The organism is Nocardia sp. NPDC051832 (genome assembly GCF_040681285.1).
Taxonomy (GTDB): domain Bacteria; phylum Actinomycetota; class Actinomycetes; order Mycobacteriales; family Mycobacteriaceae; genus Nocardia.
The window spans coordinates 183,055-201,522 of record NZ_JBFAYL010000002.1 but is presented as its reverse complement, the minus strand read 5'-3'; the positions used below and the strand labels follow the sequence as shown (position 1 = coordinate 201,522).

Annotated in this window: 19 protein-coding genes; 9 read left to right on the top strand and 10 right to left on the bottom strand. The window is 69.4% G+C overall.

Annotation, left to right across the window (positions count from 1 at the left end; genetic code table 11):
* Positions 1 to 6: 6 nt before the first annotated feature.
* Complete coding sequence (locus AB0M14_RS10650) at positions 7 to 732, top strand: ABC transporter ATP-binding protein (RefSeq protein WP_364992038.1); 726 nt, start codon at positions 7 to 9, stop codon at positions 730 to 732.
* Positions 732 to 3,221, top strand: coding sequence for an FtsX-like permease family protein (locus tag AB0M14_RS10645; protein WP_364992035.1), 2,490 nt, complete (start codon positions 732 to 734; stop codon positions 3,219 to 3,221). The genes AB0M14_RS10650 and AB0M14_RS10645 overlap by 1 nt, the downstream gene beginning before the upstream one ends.
* A gap of 3 nt (positions 3,222 to 3,224) precedes the next feature.
* On the opposite strand, the gene AB0M14_RS10640 is transcribed toward AB0M14_RS10645, so the two are convergent.
* Together AB0M14_RS10640 and AB0M14_RS10635 are read right to left on the bottom strand one after the other, a co-directional pair.
* The gene (locus tag AB0M14_RS10640; protein ID WP_364992033.1) at positions 3,225 to 3,986 is read right to left on the bottom strand and encodes a hypothetical protein; all 762 of its coding nucleotides are present in this window, start codon (positions 3,984 to 3,986) and stop codon (positions 3,225 to 3,227) included.
* 8 nt (positions 3,987 to 3,994) lie between these two features.
* Positions 3,995 to 5,176, bottom strand: coding sequence for a serine/threonine-protein kinase (locus AB0M14_RS10635; RefSeq protein WP_364992030.1), 1,182 nt, complete (start codon positions 5,174 to 5,176; stop codon positions 3,995 to 3,997).
* A 182-nt stretch (positions 5,177 to 5,358) separates the two neighbouring features.
* Between AB0M14_RS10635 and AB0M14_RS10630 the strand changes: the two genes are divergently transcribed.
* Entirely contained in the window at positions 5,359 to 6,258 is a 900-nt protein-coding gene (locus tag AB0M14_RS10630) for a hypothetical protein (protein WP_364992028.1), read from the top strand.
* Positions 6,259 to 6,291: 33 nt separating this feature from the next.
* On the opposite strand, the gene AB0M14_RS10625 is transcribed toward AB0M14_RS10630, so the two are convergent.
* Both AB0M14_RS10625 and AB0M14_RS10620 read right to left on the bottom strand, forming a co-directional pair.
* A complete protein-coding gene (locus AB0M14_RS10625) occupies positions 6,292 to 6,957 on the bottom strand; it encodes a response regulator transcription factor (protein WP_194814781.1) in 666 nt (221 codons plus the stop codon).
* A gap of 70 nt (positions 6,958 to 7,027) precedes the next feature.
* Positions 7,028 to 8,239, bottom strand: a complete 1,212-nt coding sequence (locus tag AB0M14_RS10620; RefSeq protein ID WP_364992024.1) for a histidine kinase — start codon at positions 8,237 to 8,239, stop codon at positions 7,028 to 7,030.
* 168 nt (positions 8,240 to 8,407) lie between these two features.
* Between AB0M14_RS10620 and AB0M14_RS10615 the strand changes: the two genes are divergently transcribed.
* The 3 genes from AB0M14_RS10615 to AB0M14_RS10605 all read left to right on the top strand — a co-directional run bounded on the left by AB0M14_RS10615 (position 8,408) and on the right by AB0M14_RS10605 (position 11,395).
* Positions 8,408 to 9,166 (top strand): hypothetical protein, encoded by a 759-nt coding sequence (locus AB0M14_RS10615; protein ID WP_364992021.1) that lies wholly within the window; start codon positions 8,408 to 8,410, stop codon positions 9,164 to 9,166.
* Positions 9,167 to 9,578: 412 nt separating this feature from the next.
* Entirely contained in the window at positions 9,579 to 10,913 is a 1,335-nt protein-coding gene (locus tag AB0M14_RS10610) for an alpha/beta-hydrolase family protein (RefSeq protein WP_364992019.1), read from the top strand.
* 38 nt (positions 10,914 to 10,951) lie between these two features.
* Positions 10,952 to 11,395, top strand: coding sequence for an SRPBCC domain-containing protein (locus tag AB0M14_RS10605; RefSeq protein WP_364992016.1), 444 nt, complete (start codon positions 10,952 to 10,954; stop codon positions 11,393 to 11,395).
* A gap of 67 nt (positions 11,396 to 11,462) precedes the next feature.
* Here AB0M14_RS10605 and AB0M14_RS10600 read toward each other — a convergent pair whose 3' ends face one another.
* Entirely contained in the window at positions 11,463 to 12,050 is a 588-nt protein-coding gene (locus AB0M14_RS10600; RefSeq protein WP_364992014.1) for a TetR/AcrR family transcriptional regulator, read from the bottom strand.
* A 116-nt stretch (positions 12,051 to 12,166) separates the two neighbouring features.
* On the opposite strand from AB0M14_RS10600, the gene AB0M14_RS10595 reads away from it, so the two are divergent.
* A complete protein-coding gene (locus AB0M14_RS10595) occupies positions 12,167 to 13,048 on the top strand; it encodes an SDR family NAD(P)-dependent oxidoreductase (RefSeq protein WP_364992011.1) in 882 nt (293 codons plus the stop codon).
* Between the two features lie 49 nt (positions 13,049 to 13,097).
* On the opposite strand, the gene gatA is transcribed toward AB0M14_RS10595, so the two are convergent.
* Both gatA and gatC read right to left on the bottom strand, forming a co-directional pair.
* Positions 13,098 to 14,570, bottom strand: coding sequence for an Asp-tRNA(Asn)/Glu-tRNA(Gln) amidotransferase subunit GatA (gene gatA, locus AB0M14_RS10590; RefSeq protein ID WP_364992008.1), 1,473 nt, complete (start codon positions 14,568 to 14,570; stop codon positions 13,098 to 13,100).
* Positions 14,567 to 14,866 carry an Asp-tRNA(Asn)/Glu-tRNA(Gln) amidotransferase subunit GatC gene (gene gatC, locus AB0M14_RS10585; protein WP_364992005.1) on the bottom strand — a complete coding sequence of 100 codons (300 nt, stop codon included), beginning with the start codon at positions 14,864 to 14,866 and terminating at the stop codon, positions 14,567 to 14,569. Before gatC ends, gatA begins: the two co-directional genes overlap by 4 nt.
* 266 nt (positions 14,867 to 15,132) lie before the next feature.
* On the opposite strand from gatC, the gene AB0M14_RS10580 reads away from it, so the two are divergent.
* Positions 15,133 to 15,783: an amino acid-binding protein gene (locus AB0M14_RS10580; protein WP_364992002.1), complete on the top strand. Its 651-nt coding sequence runs from the start codon at positions 15,133 to 15,135 to the stop codon at positions 15,781 to 15,783.
* Between the two features lie 13 nt (positions 15,784 to 15,796).
* On the opposite strand, the gene AB0M14_RS10575 is transcribed toward AB0M14_RS10580, so the two are convergent.
* The 3 genes from AB0M14_RS10575 to AB0M14_RS10565 are packed head-to-tail and all read right to left on the bottom strand — an operon-like array spanning position 15,797 to position 17,956.
* Positions 15,797 to 16,303, bottom strand: a complete 507-nt coding sequence (locus AB0M14_RS10575; RefSeq protein ID WP_364991999.1) for a GNAT family N-acetyltransferase — start codon at positions 16,301 to 16,303, stop codon at positions 15,797 to 15,799.
* A 43-nt stretch (positions 16,304 to 16,346) separates the two neighbouring features.
* Positions 16,347 to 16,688, bottom strand: coding sequence for a hypothetical protein (locus tag AB0M14_RS10570; protein ID WP_364991997.1), 342 nt, complete (start codon positions 16,686 to 16,688; stop codon positions 16,347 to 16,349).
* A 23-nt stretch (positions 16,689 to 16,711) separates the two neighbouring features.
* Positions 16,712 to 17,956: an AAA family ATPase gene (locus tag AB0M14_RS10565; protein ID WP_364991994.1), complete on the bottom strand. Its 1,245-nt coding sequence runs from the start codon at positions 17,954 to 17,956 to the stop codon at positions 16,712 to 16,714.
* Positions 17,957 to 18,134: 178 nt separating this feature from the next.
* Here AB0M14_RS10565 and AB0M14_RS10560 point away from each other — a divergent pair, with 178 nt between their 5' ends.
* Complete coding sequence (locus AB0M14_RS10560) at positions 18,135 to 18,464, top strand: hypothetical protein (RefSeq protein WP_364991992.1); 330 nt, start codon at positions 18,135 to 18,137, stop codon at positions 18,462 to 18,464.
* Positions 18,465 to 18,468 lie beyond the last annotated feature (4 nt).

Sequence of the window (18,468 nt, the reverse complement as noted above, 5' to 3'; positions counted from 1 at the left end):
ACGACAATGCCGAATCCGGCCATGTTGGAACTGACCGACATCATCAAGGAGTACCGGGTGGGCGGCCAGTCCGTGCGCGCGCTGGACGGCGTGAGCCTGCGCATCGAACCCGGTGAGTTCACCTCGATCATCGGGCCTTCCGGGTCCGGGAAGAGCACGCTGCTGCATCTGCTCGGCGCGCTGGACAGCCCGTCGTCGGGCTCCATCCAGTTCCGCGGCGAGGAGATCGGCGCGCTGGACGACGAGCGGCAATCCGAATTCCGCAGACACCAGGTCGGTTTCATCTTCCAGTTCTTCAACCTGCTGCCGACGCTGACCGCGTGGGAAAACGTCGCCATCCCGAAGTTGCTGGACGGCACCGGATTACGTAAGGCCAAGCCGCGGGCGCTGGAACTGCTGGACCGGGTCGGCCTGGGCGATCGGGCGGGACACCGGCCCTCGGAGATGTCGGGCGGGCAGATGCAGCGGGTCGCGGTGGCGCGCGCGCTGATCATGGATCCGCCGTTGATCCTGGCCGACGAACCCACCGGCAACCTCGACTCCAAGACCGGCGCGTCGATCCTGCAACTGCTCGGCGATATCGCGGGCGACGGCAATTCGGTCGTCATGGTGACCCATGACATGGGTGCGGTGGAGTACTGCGATCGGGTGATCACCTTGCGCGACGGGCTGATCGGGTCCAACGACGCCGTCGATCGCAAGGTCCGCGGCGGCGGGGCGGTGCACGCCTGATGGCCGCGATCTGGGATCGGTTGCGGCTGTTCAATATCGGCGAACTGCTCGCGCACCGCGGCCGCACCGTGATGTCGCTGGCGGTGATGAGCATCTCGGCGTCGCTGCTGGTGGCGGTGTTGAGCATTTCCGGTTCGGTGACCGGGTCGGTGGACAAGCTCACCCGCGCGCTCGGCGGGTCGGCGGTGCTGGAGGTCAGCGGGATCACCGACGCGGGCTTCGAACAGCAACTGCTGCCGAAGATTTCGGCCACGCCCGGCGTCAAGGCCGCGGTGCCGATGTTGCGCGCGCAGCTCGGCGCGGACGAGGACCGCTTGATGCTGATCGGCGCGGATCCGAGTATCTCCGCGCTCGGCAGCAGGCTGACCGGCCCGATGGCCAGTCAGGGACTCAAACTCGTCTCGGTGCGCAACGGCGTGCTCGTCGGCGCGGCGCTCGGCTATAAGGAAGGCGACACCTTCCGGCTCGGCAGCGAGACCGTCACCGTCGCCGGGGTTCTCGACCACGAATCCTCCCAGCAGCTGAACGGCGGCCACCTCGTGGCGACCCAGCTGAGCTTGGCGCAGACCCTGACCGAACGCCCCGGACGGCTGGATTCGGTGCAGATCATCGCGCAGCCGGGCACCGACATCGGTACGCTGCGTGACGCTTTGACCACGGCGGTCGGCGGGCGCGCGGTGGTCGCCGACCCGGGTCTGCGCACGGCCCAGGCCGGCGGCGCGATTCAGATCGTGCGGTACTCGACGCTCATGTCCTCCTTCGCGGCGCTGATCGTGTCCGCGTTCCTGATCTACAACGCGATGAGTATGGCGGTGGCGCAACGCCGTCCGATGCTGTCGCTGCTGCGCGCGATCGGCGGCAAACGCGGGCCGATGGTGCGTGACCTGCTGGCCGAGGCTGCGATGCTCGGCGTGATCGGCGGCGTGATCGGCGCGGGCATCGGAATTCTCATGGGCCGCATCAGTATCGACCGGATCCCGGTCGGCATCGTGCAGTCGGTGGAGGCGCGGACCGAATACATGGTGCCCTGGTACGCGATACCGGTCGCGGTGCTGGCGTGTGTGCTGGCCAGCGTGATCGCGGCGGCCATCGCGGCCCGCCAGGTGTACAAGGTGGAGCCGATCGAGGCGCTGGTCCCGGTCGGCGTCGCGCAGACCGACAGCACGAGCCGTATGTGGCGGATCGCCGCCATCGTCCTGGGCCTCGGGCTCGCCGGCGGCGCGATCGGCATCGCGCGCGCCGATCTCGGTCGCCTCTCCCTGGTTTCGATCTCGATGGCCTACACCGCGGCCGTCGTGCTCTGCTTCGCCGCCACCGGGCCCATCGTGCGCGCCGCCGCCGCGATCGCCCGGCGCTTCGGGCCGCCCGGGGCGCTCGGCGCCACCACCTTGGAACGCGCACCGCGCCGGGTCTGGGCGACCGCCATGACGGTGATGATCGGGGTGGCCGCCACGGTCGCGATGGGCGGTGCGTCCCAGAACATGGTCGACTCGGCGAGCACGACCTTCGAGGAGCTGGGCCGGATCGACCTGAACGTCAGTGTCACCTCGGCCGAACAGTTTCCGACCGGACCGCTGCTGCCCGCCGACATCAAGGACAAGGTCGCCAAGGTGCCCGGGGTCGCCGACGTCAGCCCGGCGCAGATGGCCTTCGCGACCCTCGGCAGCGGCCGGGTCATGCTGCAGGGCTTCGAAACCGAGAAGGGCGCGGTCCGGATCGAGGCGGTGGATCGGAGCCTGTTGCCGCGCCTCGCCGCCGACGAGGGCGTCATCATTTCGCGCGACGTCGCCCGGGAACTCGGCGTCACCGTGGGCTCGCGCGTCACGCTGCCCACCCCGACCGGCGACCACAGCGTGCAAGTGCTACAGGTCATTCCGTACTTCAGCGCGGTCGCGGGGGTGGTCATCATGGATGTCGACCACTTGCGAGCTTGGTACGAACGCCCTGGCGAGACCATCCTCGCGGTAGATGTGGCCGACGGCGCGGACCTGGCCACGGTGCGGTCCGCCGTTCAGGCGGCGCTACCGGCCGACATCCGCGTCTCCACCGGGCAGCAGCAGGTCGACGCCATCTCCGGCGGCCTGCGGCAGGGCACGGCGATGAGCGCCGCGATCCTCTGGATCGTGGTCCTGGTCGCGACCGTCGCGTTGCTGAACACGCTGATGCTGTCGGTCCTGGAACGCCGCCGCGAACTCGGCGTGCTGCGCGCCATGGGCACCAACCGCAAGTTCCTGCTCCGCTCGGTGCTCGCCGAAGCGGCGGGCATCGGATTCATCGGCGCGGCCATCGGTCTCGTCGCCGGCACCGGTATCCAGTACCTCGCCATCATGGCGATCGGACAAGCCATGACGATCGATGCGATCTACGACCCGAGCATCCTCATCCTGGTCTACGGCGCGGCCGCCCTCGGTCTGGCGTTGTTGGGGTCGATCCCGCCGGCGCTGCGGGCGGCGCGGATGCCGATCGTGGCGGCGCTGGCGGTCGACTGAGCGCTACAGCGGAGCCTGCGCCCACCAGTCGGCGAGTTTCTCGTCGGCTGGTGGCGGCGCGGACTGCGGGTCGCGCGAGGTCCCGTGGTGACTCGTGTAGATCAGATAGGTGTCCCGCAACGGATCCGATTCGAAACTGACCACCAAGTTTGCCGTGTAGTAGTACGGCTGGAGTGGGCCCGGCGGGTCCGGCTCGATCCAGGAATGGTGGGTCTGCCGGGCCCCCGCCTTGTGTCCAGCGGAGAGCTCGTGCTGCGGCAGCGCGGCGACGGCCGCCGCCGCGGCGCTCGGACTGTCGAAGAACAGAATCGAGTACCCATAATTGTCGTCGCCGCCGCCGTTGCACTCCCACATGCGTTGCCACGGACTCGACTTCAGCTGTTCGAACTTCAGCCGGTAGACATCGCTGGGTTCGTAGGCGAAGCAGGTGCCGGACCCGTACGCGTCACCGAACTCCCCGGAACCCTGCGGCACCAGCCCGGGGAACGCGGCTCGGCTCGTCGTCAGCGGATCCGCCGGCGGCTCCGGTGACGTCGGCAGCGCCGACTCCGGGGCAGCCGTGTCCGCGCCGGAACCCGAGCTTCCGCCGACGACCATGAACAAGGCGGCGGCCACGGCCACGACAGCCACCACGCCCACCACGATCCAGACGGCCGGATTGGATCCGCGCGGCGGTCCCGGCATCGGCGGCGGCGCACCGTAATTCGGGCCGGGCGGATAACCCTGAGGTGCACCGTACTGCGGGCCGGGCGGTGGATAAGTCACGAGTTTCCTTACTGCTGAGGCTTTCCCAGATCCTGAGCCCAGGCGACGATGTCCGCCCCGGGTGCGATACCGCTGCCCTGGTTGTCGAAAGGCCCGTAGGAGGCGACCACCAGCAACAGGATCATCAGGGTCAGGAGGGCGAGCAAAGCGATGACGAGCCAGCCGACGAGGCTGGACGTGCGCCGGGGTGGCGGCGACATCGGGTGCGGCACACCGTAGTTCGGCGGCGGCGGGGGCGCGGCGGGCAGTGGCGGCACCGGCAAGGGTGCGGGCTGGGGAGCGCCCTGGTAGACCGGATAGCCCGGCATGAAGGGCGGATTGAGGGGGCCGGTCACGGTGGGCGCGACTTGCTGGACCGGGGCCTTCAAGGCTTTCTTTGCCGCGGCGGCGAATTCGGCGCACGAGCCGAACCGCTGGTCCGGCAGCTTGGCCATCGCGACCGCCAGTACCTGGTCCAGCGCCGGGTTCAGGCCCGGTCTTCGCACGCAGACGGGGACCGGGGCCATTTGCAGGTGGCCGCGGATGATGTCGGCGGGGTTGTCGGCGTCGAACGGGCCGATGCCGGTGAGCAGCCAATACAGCGCGCAGCCCAGGGAATACTGGTCCGAGCGGTGGTCCAGCGGACGGCCGGTCATCTGCTCCGGGGAGGCGTAGGCGAGGGTGGCGGTGAACATGCCCGCCTGCGTCAGATGCGTGGAATCCTCACGCAGCCGGGCGATTCCGAAATCGGTGAGGAACACGCGTTCCCCGTGGCCGCCACCGGCTTTGGCCAGCATGATGTTGGCCGGTTTCACGTCGCGGTGCAGCACGCCCATGCCGTGCGCGTAATCCAGTGCGCCCGCCACGCCTTCGATGATCTGCACGGCGCGTTCGGGCGGCAGCGTCATGGGGTGCACGGTCGCCGCGTCCACCCCGTCGACGTACTGCATGGCGATCCACAGCTGCTCGTCCTCGGAGCCGCGGTCGTAGACGGCCACGATGTTCGGGTGGTCCAGATGGGCCGCCAGATCGGCCTCACGTTCGAACCGGGCCCGTACTTCCGCGTCGGTGAACAAGTCTCGGTTCAGCAGCTTCAGCGCGGTCTGCCGGGGTAGGCGCGGATGCCTGGCCAGGTACACCGAACCCATGCCACCCTGCCCGAGCTGGCGTTCCACGGTGTAGCCGGCGAACACGTCACCGCTGTTCAGCAACGCGACCCCCTTCCGGTCAAGACAGAAAGTCAGCCTACAAGGCGACTGCCCAGCTCCTGATTTCGAATTCCGCCCGAATATCAGCGAAACTGTTCTTACCGCCCGGTGGCAACCGGGCGGGGTGCGCAGTAGTTTGCATCACCAGGTCATGATCATGCCGTGGTGGTGGGGAGGACACGGTAGTGAAGTCTGCTCGATCGATGCCCGCGAGCCGGATGGCGGTGCGGGGTATCGCCGTCGCGGCCGCGGCACTCGCTCTGACGTCCTGCGGCCTGATGCCCGAACACAAGATGGAAGCCGCGCCCGCGAAGGTCGTGCTGCCCACCGACGGGATGTGGCGGTCGGCCTGGTCGGCCGCCCGCTCCGAATCGCTGACCGCCGAATTCGCGCTGCTGCAACCGGATTTGGGTGGCCGGGTCGGCCTGGCGATCATGCCGGTCGGCGGCGGCAAGATGACCGTGCTCGGCGATTGGACCACCGGCATCGCCTGGTCCACCATCAAAGTGCCGCTCGCCATCGCCGCACTGCGCCACGACCCCGAAGGCGTGCTCAGCGATGTCGAAGCCGCCATCACCTGGTCGGACAACGGTGCGGCGGACGCCCTTTGGGCGTCGCTGGGCGCCGGAGCGGAAGCGGCCAAGGCGGTCCAGCAGGTGCTCGACGAAGCCGGCGCCGACGACACCGACCTCGCCGCACCGCACACCCAGCTGGACCTGTCGGCCTTCGGCGCCACCGAATGGACGCTCACCGATCAGGTGAAGTTCGCCTCGAAGCTGCCCTGCCTGGCCCAGACCGACACGGTCACCAAGCTGATGGGTGAGATCACCCCCGAACAGGGCTGGGGGCTGGGCAAACTCGACGACGTGGAGTTCAAGGGCGGCTGGGGTCCCGACGACGAAACCGGCATCTACACCGTGCGCCAGTTCGGGCTGGTGCCGACCAAGTCCGGTCAGGTCGCCATCGCCGTTGCGGCGCAGGCCGATTCGGGCACCTACGACGACTCGACAGCGCTGCTGGACACCCTCGCCGATCTGCTCGACCGGCATCTGGGTGAGCTGCGCGGAGGCAAGTGCCCGAAATGATAGTGCCGCCTCGGTGCGGAGTAGCAGGCGGGCTCAGCCCGGCGTGACCAGCCCGGATTCGTAGGCGAGCACCACCGCCTGCGCCCGATCCCGCAGGTCCAGCTTCGAGAAGACCTTGGAGACATGCGTTTTCACGGTCTGCTCGGCCACGAACAGGGCCTCGGCGATCTCGGTGTTGGACATGCCTTTGGCGATCAGCTCCAGCACCTCACGCTCGCGCGGCGTCAATGAGGCAAGGGCGGGAGTGGGTTTCGCGCGCGTGTGGTTGCGCCGGCTGGTGACGTCGGCGATCAGGCGGCGTGTGACGGTCGGCGCGAGCAGCGCCTGCCCCTCCGCGACCACTCGCACCGCGCGCACCAATTCCTCGGCGGGCGCGTCCTTGAGCAGGAATCCGCTCGCGCCCAAACTCAGCGCCTCGTAGACGTAGTCATCGATGTCGAAGGTGGTGAGCATCAGCACCCGCACCGGCGGATCGAATCCGGCCGCCAGGATCGCGCGCGCCGCGTCGAGCCCGTTCATCTCGGGCATCCGCACATCCATCAGCACCACGTCCGGGCGCAGCCGCTTGGCCTCCGCCACCGCGGCCTTCCCGTCCGGCGCGTCCCCGATCACGCTGATATCGGGTTGCGCGGCGAGCAGGGCGCCGAATCCCTGGCGAACCATCGCCTGGTCGTCGGCGATCAAAACCGTTATAGCCACACGCTCACCTTAGCCGCGCACCCGCCCGAGTCGTCCCCGCGTGTACGGCGCACGCGGGGACGACAGCGGCCTAGCTCACCGGGGGCGCGTCCACCGCGAGATCAGGGGTGTTCAGCAGTGCCGGGCTCAACGGCAGGCGGGCCTCGACTTGGTAGCCGCCGTCGGGGCGCGGGCCCGCGAGCAGTTCGCCGCCGGCGGCCAGCGCGCGGGCCTGCATACCCGCGATGCCGTGGCCGCCATTGCTGCTCGGGCGGGCCGGGGTGGTGCCGGGGCCGTTGCCGACCCGCAGCATCAGGTCCGAGCCGCTGCTCAGCTCGACTCGCACCGGTGCGCCCGGCGCATGCCGAGAGGCGTTGGACAGCGATTCCTGCGCGATCCGGTACAGCGCCAGCCCGGTGGTTTCCGGGACCACGCTGAGGTCGCCCTCGACCGTCCAGTCGATGTCGACGCCCGCTCGGCGGGCGCCCTCGAACAGGGTGAGCAGGTCGGCGGCCTTGGGCTGCGGTGCGGTTTCGGGCAGCTGACCGTCGCTGCGCAGCACGCCGAGCATGCCGCGGATCTCGTTCAGCGCCTCGCGCGCGGTCGCGCCGATGGACTCGAATTCCGCGCGGGCGGCCGGGGTCACACCCTCGACCCGGTACGGCGCGGTCTGTGCCTGCACCACCACCAGCGACATGTGGTGCGCGACCACGTCGTGCAGATCGCGGGCGATGCGGGCCTTCTCCTCGAGGATCGTGCGGCGGGCCCGCTCCAGTTCGTTGGCTTCCTCCTGCCGCAGCAACTGCGTCCGGGAGGCGACCAGCCAGCGGACCAGCAGACCCACCAGCACCACCGCGGCCAGCCCGATCGGCCAGCCCCACGCCGCGCCCGCGCCGGAGCCCGGCATGGTGGTGGCGAACAGCAGCGCGGTTCCCGCCCACGCCACCGCGACCAACTGCGTCGGCGCCCGCAGCCCCACCGCGAACAGCAGGATGAGCAGTGACAAGAGGTGCACCACCTGGAACGGCATGTCGTTGCCGGGCTGATGCGGGATCGCCAACGCGATGAGCAGCGCCGAACCCGCGGAAATCGCCCAGCCGAGCGCCGGATTCACCCGCACGAACAGCACCGGGAAGGCGGCCAGCGCGGCCACGCCCGGCTGGGCCGCGGCCGGGACCACATGGGTGAGGTGCAGCGTCGGCCACGCGATCGTATAGAAGATCAGTGCCACGACCACGCTGCCGATGTCGAACAACAGGCGCGGGGGCAAGGTCTTCGTCCGGGCACGGATTTGCTGCTTCATACCTAAGACAGTAGAAACCCGCGGCCTGGATCGCGTCATACCGTCGGGTGAACCCCGACCCCGTACCCCGGTGCGAGACCTACGGACCGCTCCCCCGCAGGCACGGCACCCGAAACCGCACTTCGGCGTGAGGTGGGCGGGCGGAGCCGATTTCTAGCGTTACCGATCATGAGCTTCCCGACCACCGCACGGCAGGCCGGCGCCGACACAGCGGCCGAGCAGAACTCCCCCGCGAACCCCCGCCGCACCACCCTGGAGCGGTGCGCCGCGGTGACCGCCGTCGCCCTGACCACGATGGCGGCGACCGTCGCCTTCGCCCCGATGAGCCACGCGGCGGCCGCGACCGAACAGCGCGTCGAAAACGCCTCGGCGGCAGCGGCAGTCGTGGATCTCACGGCCGGCGGACCCGGTTCGGCCGACCAGCTCCCGTCCGATTTCGCGACTGTCCTCGGCTACCAGCCCGGCACCGAGCGCGGCCTCCTGGTCAACCCGAGCGGCGGCTGCTCCTCCCCCGTCCCGCTGCCTGCGGAATTCGAACTCGCCTGCCGGGCCCACGATCTCGGCTACGACCTGCTTCGCTACGCCGACCACCGCGGTGAAGCCCTCGGCCCCTGGGCCCGACAGGCGATCGACACCACCCTCGACCGCCGCATGCAGGAAAGCTGCACCACCCGCGGCACCGCGATCGGCCGCGCGGAGTGCTTCACCATGGCCGACGTCGCCGACGCCTTCGTCGACCTGAACTCCCGCCGCCAGGACTACGGCGCGCCGGTCACCGAATCCGGGCTCAACAGCTGGCATTTCGGAATCTTCGCGCTGGCGGGGCTGGGCATCACCGCCCTCCTCGCGCTGGCACGCAGCCTGTTCGGCGGACGGCCGCGCACCCAGCGGCTCACCCCCGTCGTCGTCGCTGGGGCGCCCGCATGATCAGGACCCCGCAACCCCGCCAGGACTCGGCATCATCCGCCCCCGCCAGCGGTAGCCGCCGGACAGCTGTATCCCGGCTCCATCCAGACCTTCACGTCGGACGCCCTTGCCGTGCCACGGCCGCTGCCTGGGTCCCGGACAAAGCACGCCGGGCCGGGCAGTGCCTGGCGGGACTGAGCGAGACCTTGCCAAGACGACAGGGCGAGACCCTGCCGGTCGAAGTGCCGCACCCGATTTCGCTGGCCTACAGCACCTTCCAGGAGAGTTCGCGATGACGACCACCCTCGAACGACCTGATTCCGGCCGGGAGGACACGGAGCCCGTCACACTGATGCGCAAGGGTGGAGAAGCACCGATACGCATGCGTGGAGGAACGGAAGTCTCGCGGCGGATCCGGAGGACTGCACGGCGGGTGTTGACCGGGTCGCCGCGGATCGGGACCACCTCGGCGATCGGCATCGGCGCGCTGGTTTCGCTGGCACCGGGGTTGCTGCCGAGGACGCCTGGGGCACAGGCCATCTTGACCGCACTGCTGATTGTGATCGTGTTGGCTGTGGCGGGTGCGCTGCGTATGGTGCTGCGGCGCTGGCAGTTCGATATCAACACGCGGTTTCCGGGTGTGCGTCGTCCGCTGTTCGCGATCAGTGCGCTCCTGATTGTGGGTGCAGCGGCGCAGGCTGGGCATTGGCAGAACTCGCTGCGGGCCGCGATGGGGACGCCGCCGATCGGAGCGGACTACTGGCTGCGGTGCGCGCTCGGTGCGGCGGCGCTGGTGGCGGTGTGTGCGGGCATCGCGCGTGGATTCCGCTGGGTCCTGCGGCGATTGGGATTGGCGCGCAGTGTCGCGCTGACCGTGGTGGCCGCGGCGGCTGGGTATCTGGTGCTGGTGCCGAGTTTCGTCGGGTGGCGGCAGAGCACGTATGCCGCGGCGAATCATCTGATGGATCCGGCTCTGGTGCAGCCGGTTTCGTTCACGCGGTCCGGGAGTACCGAGTCGGTGGTCAGCTGGGGTTCACTCGGGGCGGAGGGGCGCAAGTTCGTTACCGGTCAGGCCGAGGGGCCGGTCCGGGTGTACGTCGGGGTCGAGTCGGCGCCTGATCTGGATGCTCGGGTGGCGCTGGCGATCCGGGAACTGGAGCGGTCCGGCGGGTTCGCCCGGTCGAACGTCGTTGTCGCGGTGCCGACCGGATCGGGGTGGATCGATGCGAATGCGATGCGCGGTTTCGCGCAGCGGTTCGGAGACGATGCGGCGGTCGTCGGACTGCAATACTCCTACGCGCCGAGCTGGGTGACCTTCCTCTTCGGTCGCGACGACGCGCTCGCCGCGGCCCGCGCGCTGTTCACCGCCGTGGAGCGGCGCAGCGCCGAGCTCGGCGGGCACCGCAAGTTGTTCATCTACGGGCAGAGCCTCGGCGCGTACGGCGGCAGCTCGATTTTCGCCGACGACGCCGATCAAGACCGGCGCACCTGCGCCGCCTTGTGGGCAGGGCCACCGGCCGGGCAGGTGTACCGCGCGGGCGCGACAGTGCTGGCCAACAGCTCCGACCCGGTCGTGCATTGGTCGCCGGCGCTGCTGTGGCGCGCCCCGGATCTGTCGGCGACGCGCGTGGACGCCCCGGTCCCGCGGTGGCTTCCGGTGGCGAGCTTCGTCCAGACCACCGCCGACCTGCTCGCGGCCCTCGACGCGCCCGCCGGGCACGGGCACCGCTACGGCGCCGACCAGGGCACCGCCCTCGGGACCTGCTGACCGTTGACGCATCCTGAAACGTGTTCTAGTTTTCTCGCATGGGACTGACCATCGACGCCACTGTCTATATCGACGCCCCCGCCGACGTGGTGTGGCAGGTGCTCACGGACTTCGCGCACTACGGCGACTGGAACCCCTTCTGCCTGGAGGCGAAGACCAGCCTGGTCCCCGGCGAACCGATCGACATGCTCGTCCAGCTCGGCCCCAAGCGCCTGCGCCAGCGCGAGTACATGCGCAGCCACACCCCCGGCCGCGAATTCAGCTACACCATGAAGCCGGTCCCACTCGGCACCCTGCACAGCGCCCGCACCCACACCGTCACCGCCGTGACCCCTGAACGCACCCGCTACGAATCCCATTTCGAGCTCAACGGCTGGCTCAACCCAGTCGTGCGCGCCGTCCTCGGCAAACACCTGCGCGACGGCTTCGAGGGCATGACCGCCGCGGTCCAACGCCAAGCCGAATCGCTGCACGCCCGCTGATTCGCGAGTGCCGAGTGACACCGGTTGCCGAGGGACGTCAGGCGCGAAGCCGGTGCCGGCGGAAGCGTCAGGCGCGCAGGGCGGTGAGGGCGGCGTCGAGGGCGGCGTCGGCGTAGGCCTCGTCGAGGCCGCCGAGGCCGAGGGACCAGCGGCTCTGGATCGGGCCGAGGAGGAGGTCCAGTGCCAGTTCCAGGTTCAGGTCTGGGCGGAGTTCTCCGGATTCGATTGCGGCGGTGAGGCGTTCGGCGATGGCGGCGCGTTGTGGCCGGAGTAGCCGTTCGCGATAGAGCGCGCCGAGTGCGGGGTCGTGCTGGATTTCGATGTAGATCGCACGCAGGAACGCTTCGAAACCGGGGTCGGTGAGCGCGGCGACTGATCCGCGCATCAGCTCGACCAGGTCGGCGCGGATATCGCCGGTGTTCGGCAGCGCCAATCCTTCTGGGCCGGAGTCGAGTTCGAGCATGGCGTCGAAAACTACCGCGCCTTTGGACGGCCACCATCGATAGATCGTCTGCTTGCCGACGCCGGCGCGGGCCGCGATCGCCTCGACGGTGAGTTTCGCGTAGGGCAGTTCGTGGATCAGTTCAGTCGCGGCAGTCAAGATCGCGGCGCGGGCGCGTTCGCTGCGACGGGCTGCGCTGGGCGTTGCGGGCATGCCGCCACAGTACGCGAGAACGAGACGGCACGTCTCGTCTTGACAAGATTCGATCCGGTTGGCATTCTTGGCAGCGTTCCAACGAGACGGACCGTCTCGCGACGAGAGGAGTGACCATGACCCGCACCTGGTTCATCACCGGAGCCAACCGAGGCCTCGGCCGCGCATTCACCACCGCTGCCCTCGCCCAGGGCGACCGGGTCGTCGCGACCGCTCGCGACCCCAAGACCATGGACGATCTCCAGCACGAGCGGCTCACCGTGCTGCCGTTGGACGTCCGCGACCGGGCCACCGTAATCGACACGGTGAACGCCGCTTTCGACAAGGTGGGCACCATCGACGTGCTCGTCAACAACGCGGGCTACGGCCTGGTCGGCGCCGTCGAGGAGCTCACCGAGGCCGAGATCCGCGACCAGATGGACACCAACTTCTATGGCGCCCTCTGGGTTTCCCAGGCGGCGGTGCCACATCTGCGGGCCCAGGGCTCCGGTCACATCGTGCAGATCTCGACGGTCGGCGCGGTCGGCAGCCTGCCGCTGTTCAGCCTGTACAACGCCAGCAAGTGGGCGCTGGAAGGCTTCAGCGCCTCGCTCGCCGACGAACTGCGGCCGTTCGGCATCCATGTCACCCTCGCCCAGATGGGCGGGTTCGACACGGACTGGGCCAAGTCGAGCATGAAGTTCGGCACCGAGCTCCCCGCCTACACCGCGCAGCGCGAAGCCCTCTTCGGCATGCCGGACTACTGGGGCTCGCTCGTGCAAGCCGACTCCACCCCAGCCGAGCCCGCCGGAGCCGACTCCACCGCAGCCGACTCTGCCGCCGAGTCCACCGAACCGGGACCGGAGGTCGCCGCCGCGGCCATCCTCGAACTGGTCGCGATGTCCAATCCCCCGGTCCGCAAGGTCGTGGGCCCCGGCGCGCACCAGATGGTCACCATGGCACTGGACGCCCGCCGTCTGGACTACCAGACCGATCCCGAATTCACCTGGCCCGCATAGCGGAACGGGGTGGAACCGGCCTCCGGTTCCACCCCGTCACCGCCTGCTGTCAGTTGATCGGGCCGCGTGCCGCTTCGTACGCCGCGCCGACACGGTACAGGCGATCGTCGGCCAGCGCGGGCGCCATGATCTGGAACCCGACCGGCATTCCGTCGTCCTTGCTCAGCCCCGACGGCACCGACATCGCCGGATGCCCGGCCAGGTTGGTGGGCAGGGTGCACAGGTCCGACAGGTACATGGCCAGCGGATCGTCGACCTTCTCGCCCAGCTTCCACGGGGTGAACGGACTGGTCGGCGAGACCAGCACGTCGACCTGCTCGTAGGCCTGGTCGAAATCGCGGGTGATCAGCGTGCGCACCTTCAGGGCCTGGCCGTAGTACTCGTCGTAGTACCCGGCGGAAAGCGCGTAGGTGCCGAGCATGATGCGGCGCTTGACTTCCGGGCCGAAACCGGCGGCGCGAGTAGCCGCCATCACCTGGTCCGCGCTGTGCTTGCCATCGTCCTCGACGCGCAGGCCGTAGCGCATCGCGTCGAAGCGAGCCAGGTTCGACGACACCTCGGAGGGCATCACCAGGTAGTACGCCGACAGCGCGTATTCGAAGTTCGGGCAGGACACTTCGACGACCTCGGCGCCGAGCTCCTTCAGCACCGCGACCGCGGCGTCGAAGGACTCGAGCACGCCCGGCTGGTAGCTGTCGGAGTGCAGTTCCTTGACCACGCCGACCTTGAGCCCGCGCAGATCGCCCTCGGCGCCCGCGCGCGCGGCGGCGACCACCGGCGGCACCGGCGCCTTGCGCGAGGTGGAGTCGCGCGGGTCGTGCCCGGCGATGACCTCGTGCAGCAGCGCGGTGTCGAGCACGGTGCGGCCACACGGACCGCCCTGATCCAGCGAGGACGCGCACGCGACCAGGCCGTACCGGGAGACCGTGCCGTAGGTGGGCTTGGTGCCGACGGTCGCGGTGACCGCGGCGGGCTGGCGGATCGAGCCGCCGGTGTCGGTGCCGATGGCCAGCGGCGCCTGGTGCGCGGCCAGCGCCGCCGCCGAACCACCGCCGGAGCCGCCCGGGATGCGGGTGGTGTCCCACGGGTTACGGGTCGGGCCGTAGGCCGAGTTCTCGGTGGAGGAGCCCATGGCGAACTCGTCCATATTGGTCTTGCCGAGGATCGGGATGCCGGCCTCGCGCAGTCGCGTGGTGACGGTCGCGTCGTAGGGCGAGACCCAGCCCTCGAGGATCTTCGAGGCGCAGGTGGTGGGCATGTCCGTGGTGGTGAACACGTCCTTGAGCGCCAGCGGGACACCGGCGAGCGCGGAGGCGGGCGCCTTGCCCGCGGCAAGATCGGCGTCGACCCGGGCCGCCGCTTCGAGTGCCCGGTCCCCGGCGACATGCAGGAAAGCGTGGATCTCACCGTCGGATTCGGCGATGCGATCCAGATGCGCCTGTGTCACCTCGACGGAGGTGATCTCGCGAGCGTGGATCTGCTCGGCGAGTTCCGCCGCGGTGCGCGTGGTCAGGTCGCTCATTCGCCCTCTCCCAAGATCTGCGGAACCATGAACCGCTGTTCCTCCACCGCGGGCGCGCCCGAGAGCGCTTCCCCGGGAGTCAGGCTCGGCCGGACCTCATCGGGCCGGGTCACGTTCGTGGCCGGATTCGGCGACGAGGTGGGCGGGACGTCGGCGGCGGCGACCTCGTTGATGGTCCGTACGTGACTCAGGATCGAATCCAGCTGACCGGCGAACTGATCCAGTTCGGCATCGGACAGCGCGAGCCGGGACAGCCGGGCGAGGTGAGCTACCTCGTCGCGGGAGATGGCGGGCACCGCAGGACCCCTTTCGGCATGGTGAGCATGATGAATCGGCCAGACGGTAGCCTACCGACCCGCCGGGATGCGCCGCCCACCGCAGCCCGGCCGGGAGCGACACACCCACACCGCCTAACGTGACACGCCGCCGCGCCGCCAAAACGCCGCGTGGCGTTGGTCACTGGCGGCTGTTCGACTCGATAACCGTCGCCCAGGGGTGTAAGTATTGCCAGACCCGGGTAACCGAACACCAGGCTCGGCCGGCCCAGAGGAAAGGAACGCGCGTGTCTTATCTGCTCCGCGTGCAACTTCCGGATCGCCCGGGAAGCCTCGGCTCCCTGGCACTCGCCCTGGGTTCGGTGGGTGCCGACATCCTCTCCCTCGACGTCGTCGAGCGCGGAGCGGGCTTCGCGATCGACGATCTCGTCGTGGAGGTGCCGCCCGGCGCGCTGCCCGACACCCTCATCACCGCCGCCGAATCCATCGGTGACGTGCATGTCGATTCGATCCGCCCGTACTCGGGCGTGCTGGACACCCATCGCGAACTCGAACTGATCGATCAGGTCGCCAGTGCGCGCGACGACCGGATGCAGGTGCTCGTCGACGGCGCTCCGCGCGTGCTGCGCGTCGGCTGGTCCACCATCCTCGACATGGGCCCGCAGGGCGCCTACCGGGTGGTCGGCAGCCAGAGCGCGCCGCAGACGCAGGCGGCCTCCGCGCCGTGGATGCCGCTGGAGAAGCCCGCCGTGCTCGATCCCGAGGCCGAATGGGTGCCGCAGATCTGGCGCGATATGGACACCAAACTCGCGGCCGCGCCGCTCGGCAATACCGGCAAGGTCCTGATGCTCGGCCGTCCGGGCGGGCCGGATTTCCGGCCGTCGGAGATCGCTCGGCTCGGCTATCTGGCCGGGATCATCGCCACCGTGCTCGGCTGAATCAGGTCGCCGCTCAGCGCAGTTGACGCCGGAGCACGCGTAGTTGCTCACCCGAGGTGGTGAGCCAGTCGCGTTCGGGAACCGGCACGAAACCGAATCTGTCGTACAGACGGCGGGCGTCGACCATGGCGGGCATGGTGGTGATCGCGACCGCTCCGAAGGATTCCGCGGCGGCGATCTCGAGCACCGCCTCGATCAAGGCCGTGCCCGCGCCGAGGCCGCGCGCCTTCTTCGACACCGCCAGCATCCGGAACTCGAGCTCACCCGGCCGGGCGATCTCGGCGTAGGGGGTGCCGGGCCGGGCGACGGTGAGCGAGCCGACGACTCGATCCTCGTGCGTCGCCACCAGAATCTGCGCCGCGGCCGCGCGCTTGGGCGTATCGCCCAGTTCGGCGACGTACAGGCTATCGGCCTGGACGTACCCTTCGCCCACATAGACCTCGACGGTCAGCTCGCCGATCGCGTCGAATTCATCCGGTTTCGCCGTCCGGATGACGACCGCGGAGTCGTTTGCACCCATACCTGGCATCCTGCCAGCAGCGGCAACCGCACTGGACGCGCGGCTACCCCCACAGCGATCGGGCGCCGGGGTGCACCGGCTGCCAGCGGTCCGGCTTTCCGGCCGGGTAGACGACCGGGATGAACTCGCCGACCGTGGGCCACTGCTGCACATCCCACACCCAGCGGCCGTAGACGACCGTCTCCGAGACGGAGGGGCCGCTCAGATTGCCGGTGATGGTGACGAAATCCTCGGTGCCCTCCAGCGGGCGCGGGCTGATCCCGGTGACGTAGACCGAGCCGCTTTCCGGCTGCGCGATCCGCGAGGCCCCGCGCCGGCGCAGCAACGGCACCACCAGGGCGGCCAGGGCGACCACCATGACCACGAGGAAAACGAACTGCAGCATGCCATTCATCCTAGTCAGCGCGGCTAGAGCGCGGCGAGCTCGCTGGTGCCGCGCTCGGTGCGGCGGACCTGCCAGACCGCGGTGCGGGTGCGCTGCGAGCGGCCGTTGCCGCGCTCGATCAGCGCTCGATTGCCGGTGGTGTAGATCAGCTGTGCGCCGCGGGAATTGGTTTCGGGGTTCTGGAAGAGCTGGATCAGGCGGTCGGTCTGCTCGGCGGGCAGGTGCGCGCCCAGGTCGTCGACTGCGAGGACGCGGCCCGCGTCGAGCGCGTCCAGCATGGTCGGGAGCAGCCGGAGCAGTGCCAGCGTGGCGGCGGATTCGTCGGTGATGTCGAACGGGGTCTCGATGCCCTCGTGCACCAGGTTCAGGCCCGCGCCGCGGCGGTCGACCATCCGGGAGTAGAGCGCGTCGCGCGCGGCCCGCAGGTTGGTGAGCTCGCGGTCCAGCATCAAGGCGGTGATCCCGTTGGCCCGCAAAAGATTCTCGGCGTGACCGGGCGAGGTGGCGCAGAGGTCGACCTGTTCGGCGGTCGCGGCGATGTCGGCGTCCAGCTCGCGCAGATAGTCGGCGTACAGCGGATCGTGTTCGGCGACAAGCAGATCCGTGATGCCCAGGTCCGCGGTGCGAAGCAACAGCAGCAGCCGCGCGGCGTTCTCGGCGGAGCGGGAGACGTGCCCGCCCAGCCGATGCGCCACCCGCTCCGGCTCCGGCGCGCCGAGCTGCACCTCCAGCAGCGAGGAGAACCACCGGTAGGCGGGCACCAGCGCCTCGGCGTACATCTGCCCGGCCAGGCTGAGCAGCAGCGCGTTCGGGCGGACCAGCGGCACCAGCGCGGCGATCCCGTACCGCGCCGCCTCGAACATCGGCCCGACCTTGATCTGATCCCCGGTGCGCTCGAACACGATCCGCTTCCGGTTGCGCGGATGGGTATGCAACCACTCCGCGGTGACATCCGCGTTGTCCAGCCGGAATCCGTAGGTATACGGCACCCCTTCGGCCACGAACGACGCGACGAATTCCGTTGCCCGCTCCGGAAACCCGAGATGCGGCGCTCGCACCGGCCCGGCATAGGGATCCCAGCCCGTCACCGAATGCAGCACGGCGTCCCGCATCTGCCCCAGCGCCCCGAGCAGGCTGGACTTCCCCGCCGCAGTCGCACCGTGCACCGCGGTCACCGGCACCGCCACCGGCCCGCTCCCCCGATACAGCCGCAGTTCCTGCCGGTCGGCCAGCGACCGATGATTCTCCACCTGAAAGCTCCGCAACACGCTGCCATCCTTGCCTGCCCGCCGCGAGGATGCGACATCAAGGCCCGCGCCGGCCGCGACCGAAGTCCGGACAAGCTGGGCAAGTCGCACTAGCATGCTGGGCGCAGTAGTTGCCGTGTGCGATGCGGTGCGAAAAGTTTCGAGCGGGTAGGTAACGATGGAAATTTCAGTACGGCGGGTGGCACTTCGGAGCGCGGTGATCGCCGCGATGGGGCTCGGATCGGTCGTTTTCGTGCCGGAGGCGGTGGCCGGGGCCCCGTGTCCGGATGGCACCGCGCGGATCTTCTTCGAGGGCGGGGACAATCACTGCCAGGCCGGGTCGGCGAATTTCTCGTCGCCGCGGTGGGTGTCCAAGGTGTGTTCGGTGGGGCAGGTCAAGGTGACCGTGCGCGCCGAGTACGACGGGTACATGGCCAGGCCGCTGATCCGTGAGCTCGATCCGGGGCATTGCACGCAGGTTCCGCTGCCAGCGCAGAAGTCCGCGTCGGTGGTGCTGACGCCGGTCTAGTAGC

Excerpts from the sequence above, each read along its gene's own strand:
- AB0M14_RS10650 (WP_364992038.1), top strand. The coding sequence starts at position 7 with ATGCCGAATCCGGCCATGTTGGAACTGACCGACATCATCAAGGAGTAC.
- AB0M14_RS10645 (WP_364992035.1), top strand. The coding sequence starts at position 732 with ATGGCCGCGATCTGGGATCGGTTGCGGCTGTTCAATATCGGCGAACTG.
- AB0M14_RS10620 (WP_364992024.1), bottom strand. The coding sequence starts at position 8,239 with ATGAAGCAGCAAATCCGTGCCCGGACGAAGACCTTGCCCCCGCGCCTG.
- AB0M14_RS10615 (WP_364992021.1), top strand. The coding sequence starts at position 8,408 with ATGAGCTTCCCGACCACCGCACGGCAGGCCGGCGCCGACACAGCGGCC.
- AB0M14_RS10605 (WP_364992016.1), top strand. The coding sequence starts at position 10,952 with ATGGGACTGACCATCGACGCCACTGTCTATATCGACGCCCCCGCCGAC.
- AB0M14_RS10600 (WP_364992014.1), bottom strand. The coding sequence starts at position 12,050 with ATGCCCGCAACGCCCAGCGCAGCCCGTCGCAGCGAACGCGCCCGCGCC.
- AB0M14_RS10595 (WP_364992011.1), top strand. The coding sequence starts at position 12,167 with ATGACCCGCACCTGGTTCATCACCGGAGCCAACCGAGGCCTCGGCCGC.
- gatA (WP_364992008.1), bottom strand. The coding sequence starts at position 14,570 with ATGAGCGACCTGACCACGCGCACCGCGGCGGAACTCGCCGAGCAGATC.
- AB0M14_RS10575 (WP_364991999.1), bottom strand. The coding sequence starts at position 16,303 with ATGGGTGCAAACGACTCCGCGGTCGTCATCCGGACGGCGAAACCGGAT.
- AB0M14_RS10570 (WP_364991997.1), bottom strand. The coding sequence starts at position 16,688 with ATGCTGCAGTTCGTTTTCCTCGTGGTCATGGTGGTCGCCCTGGCCGCC.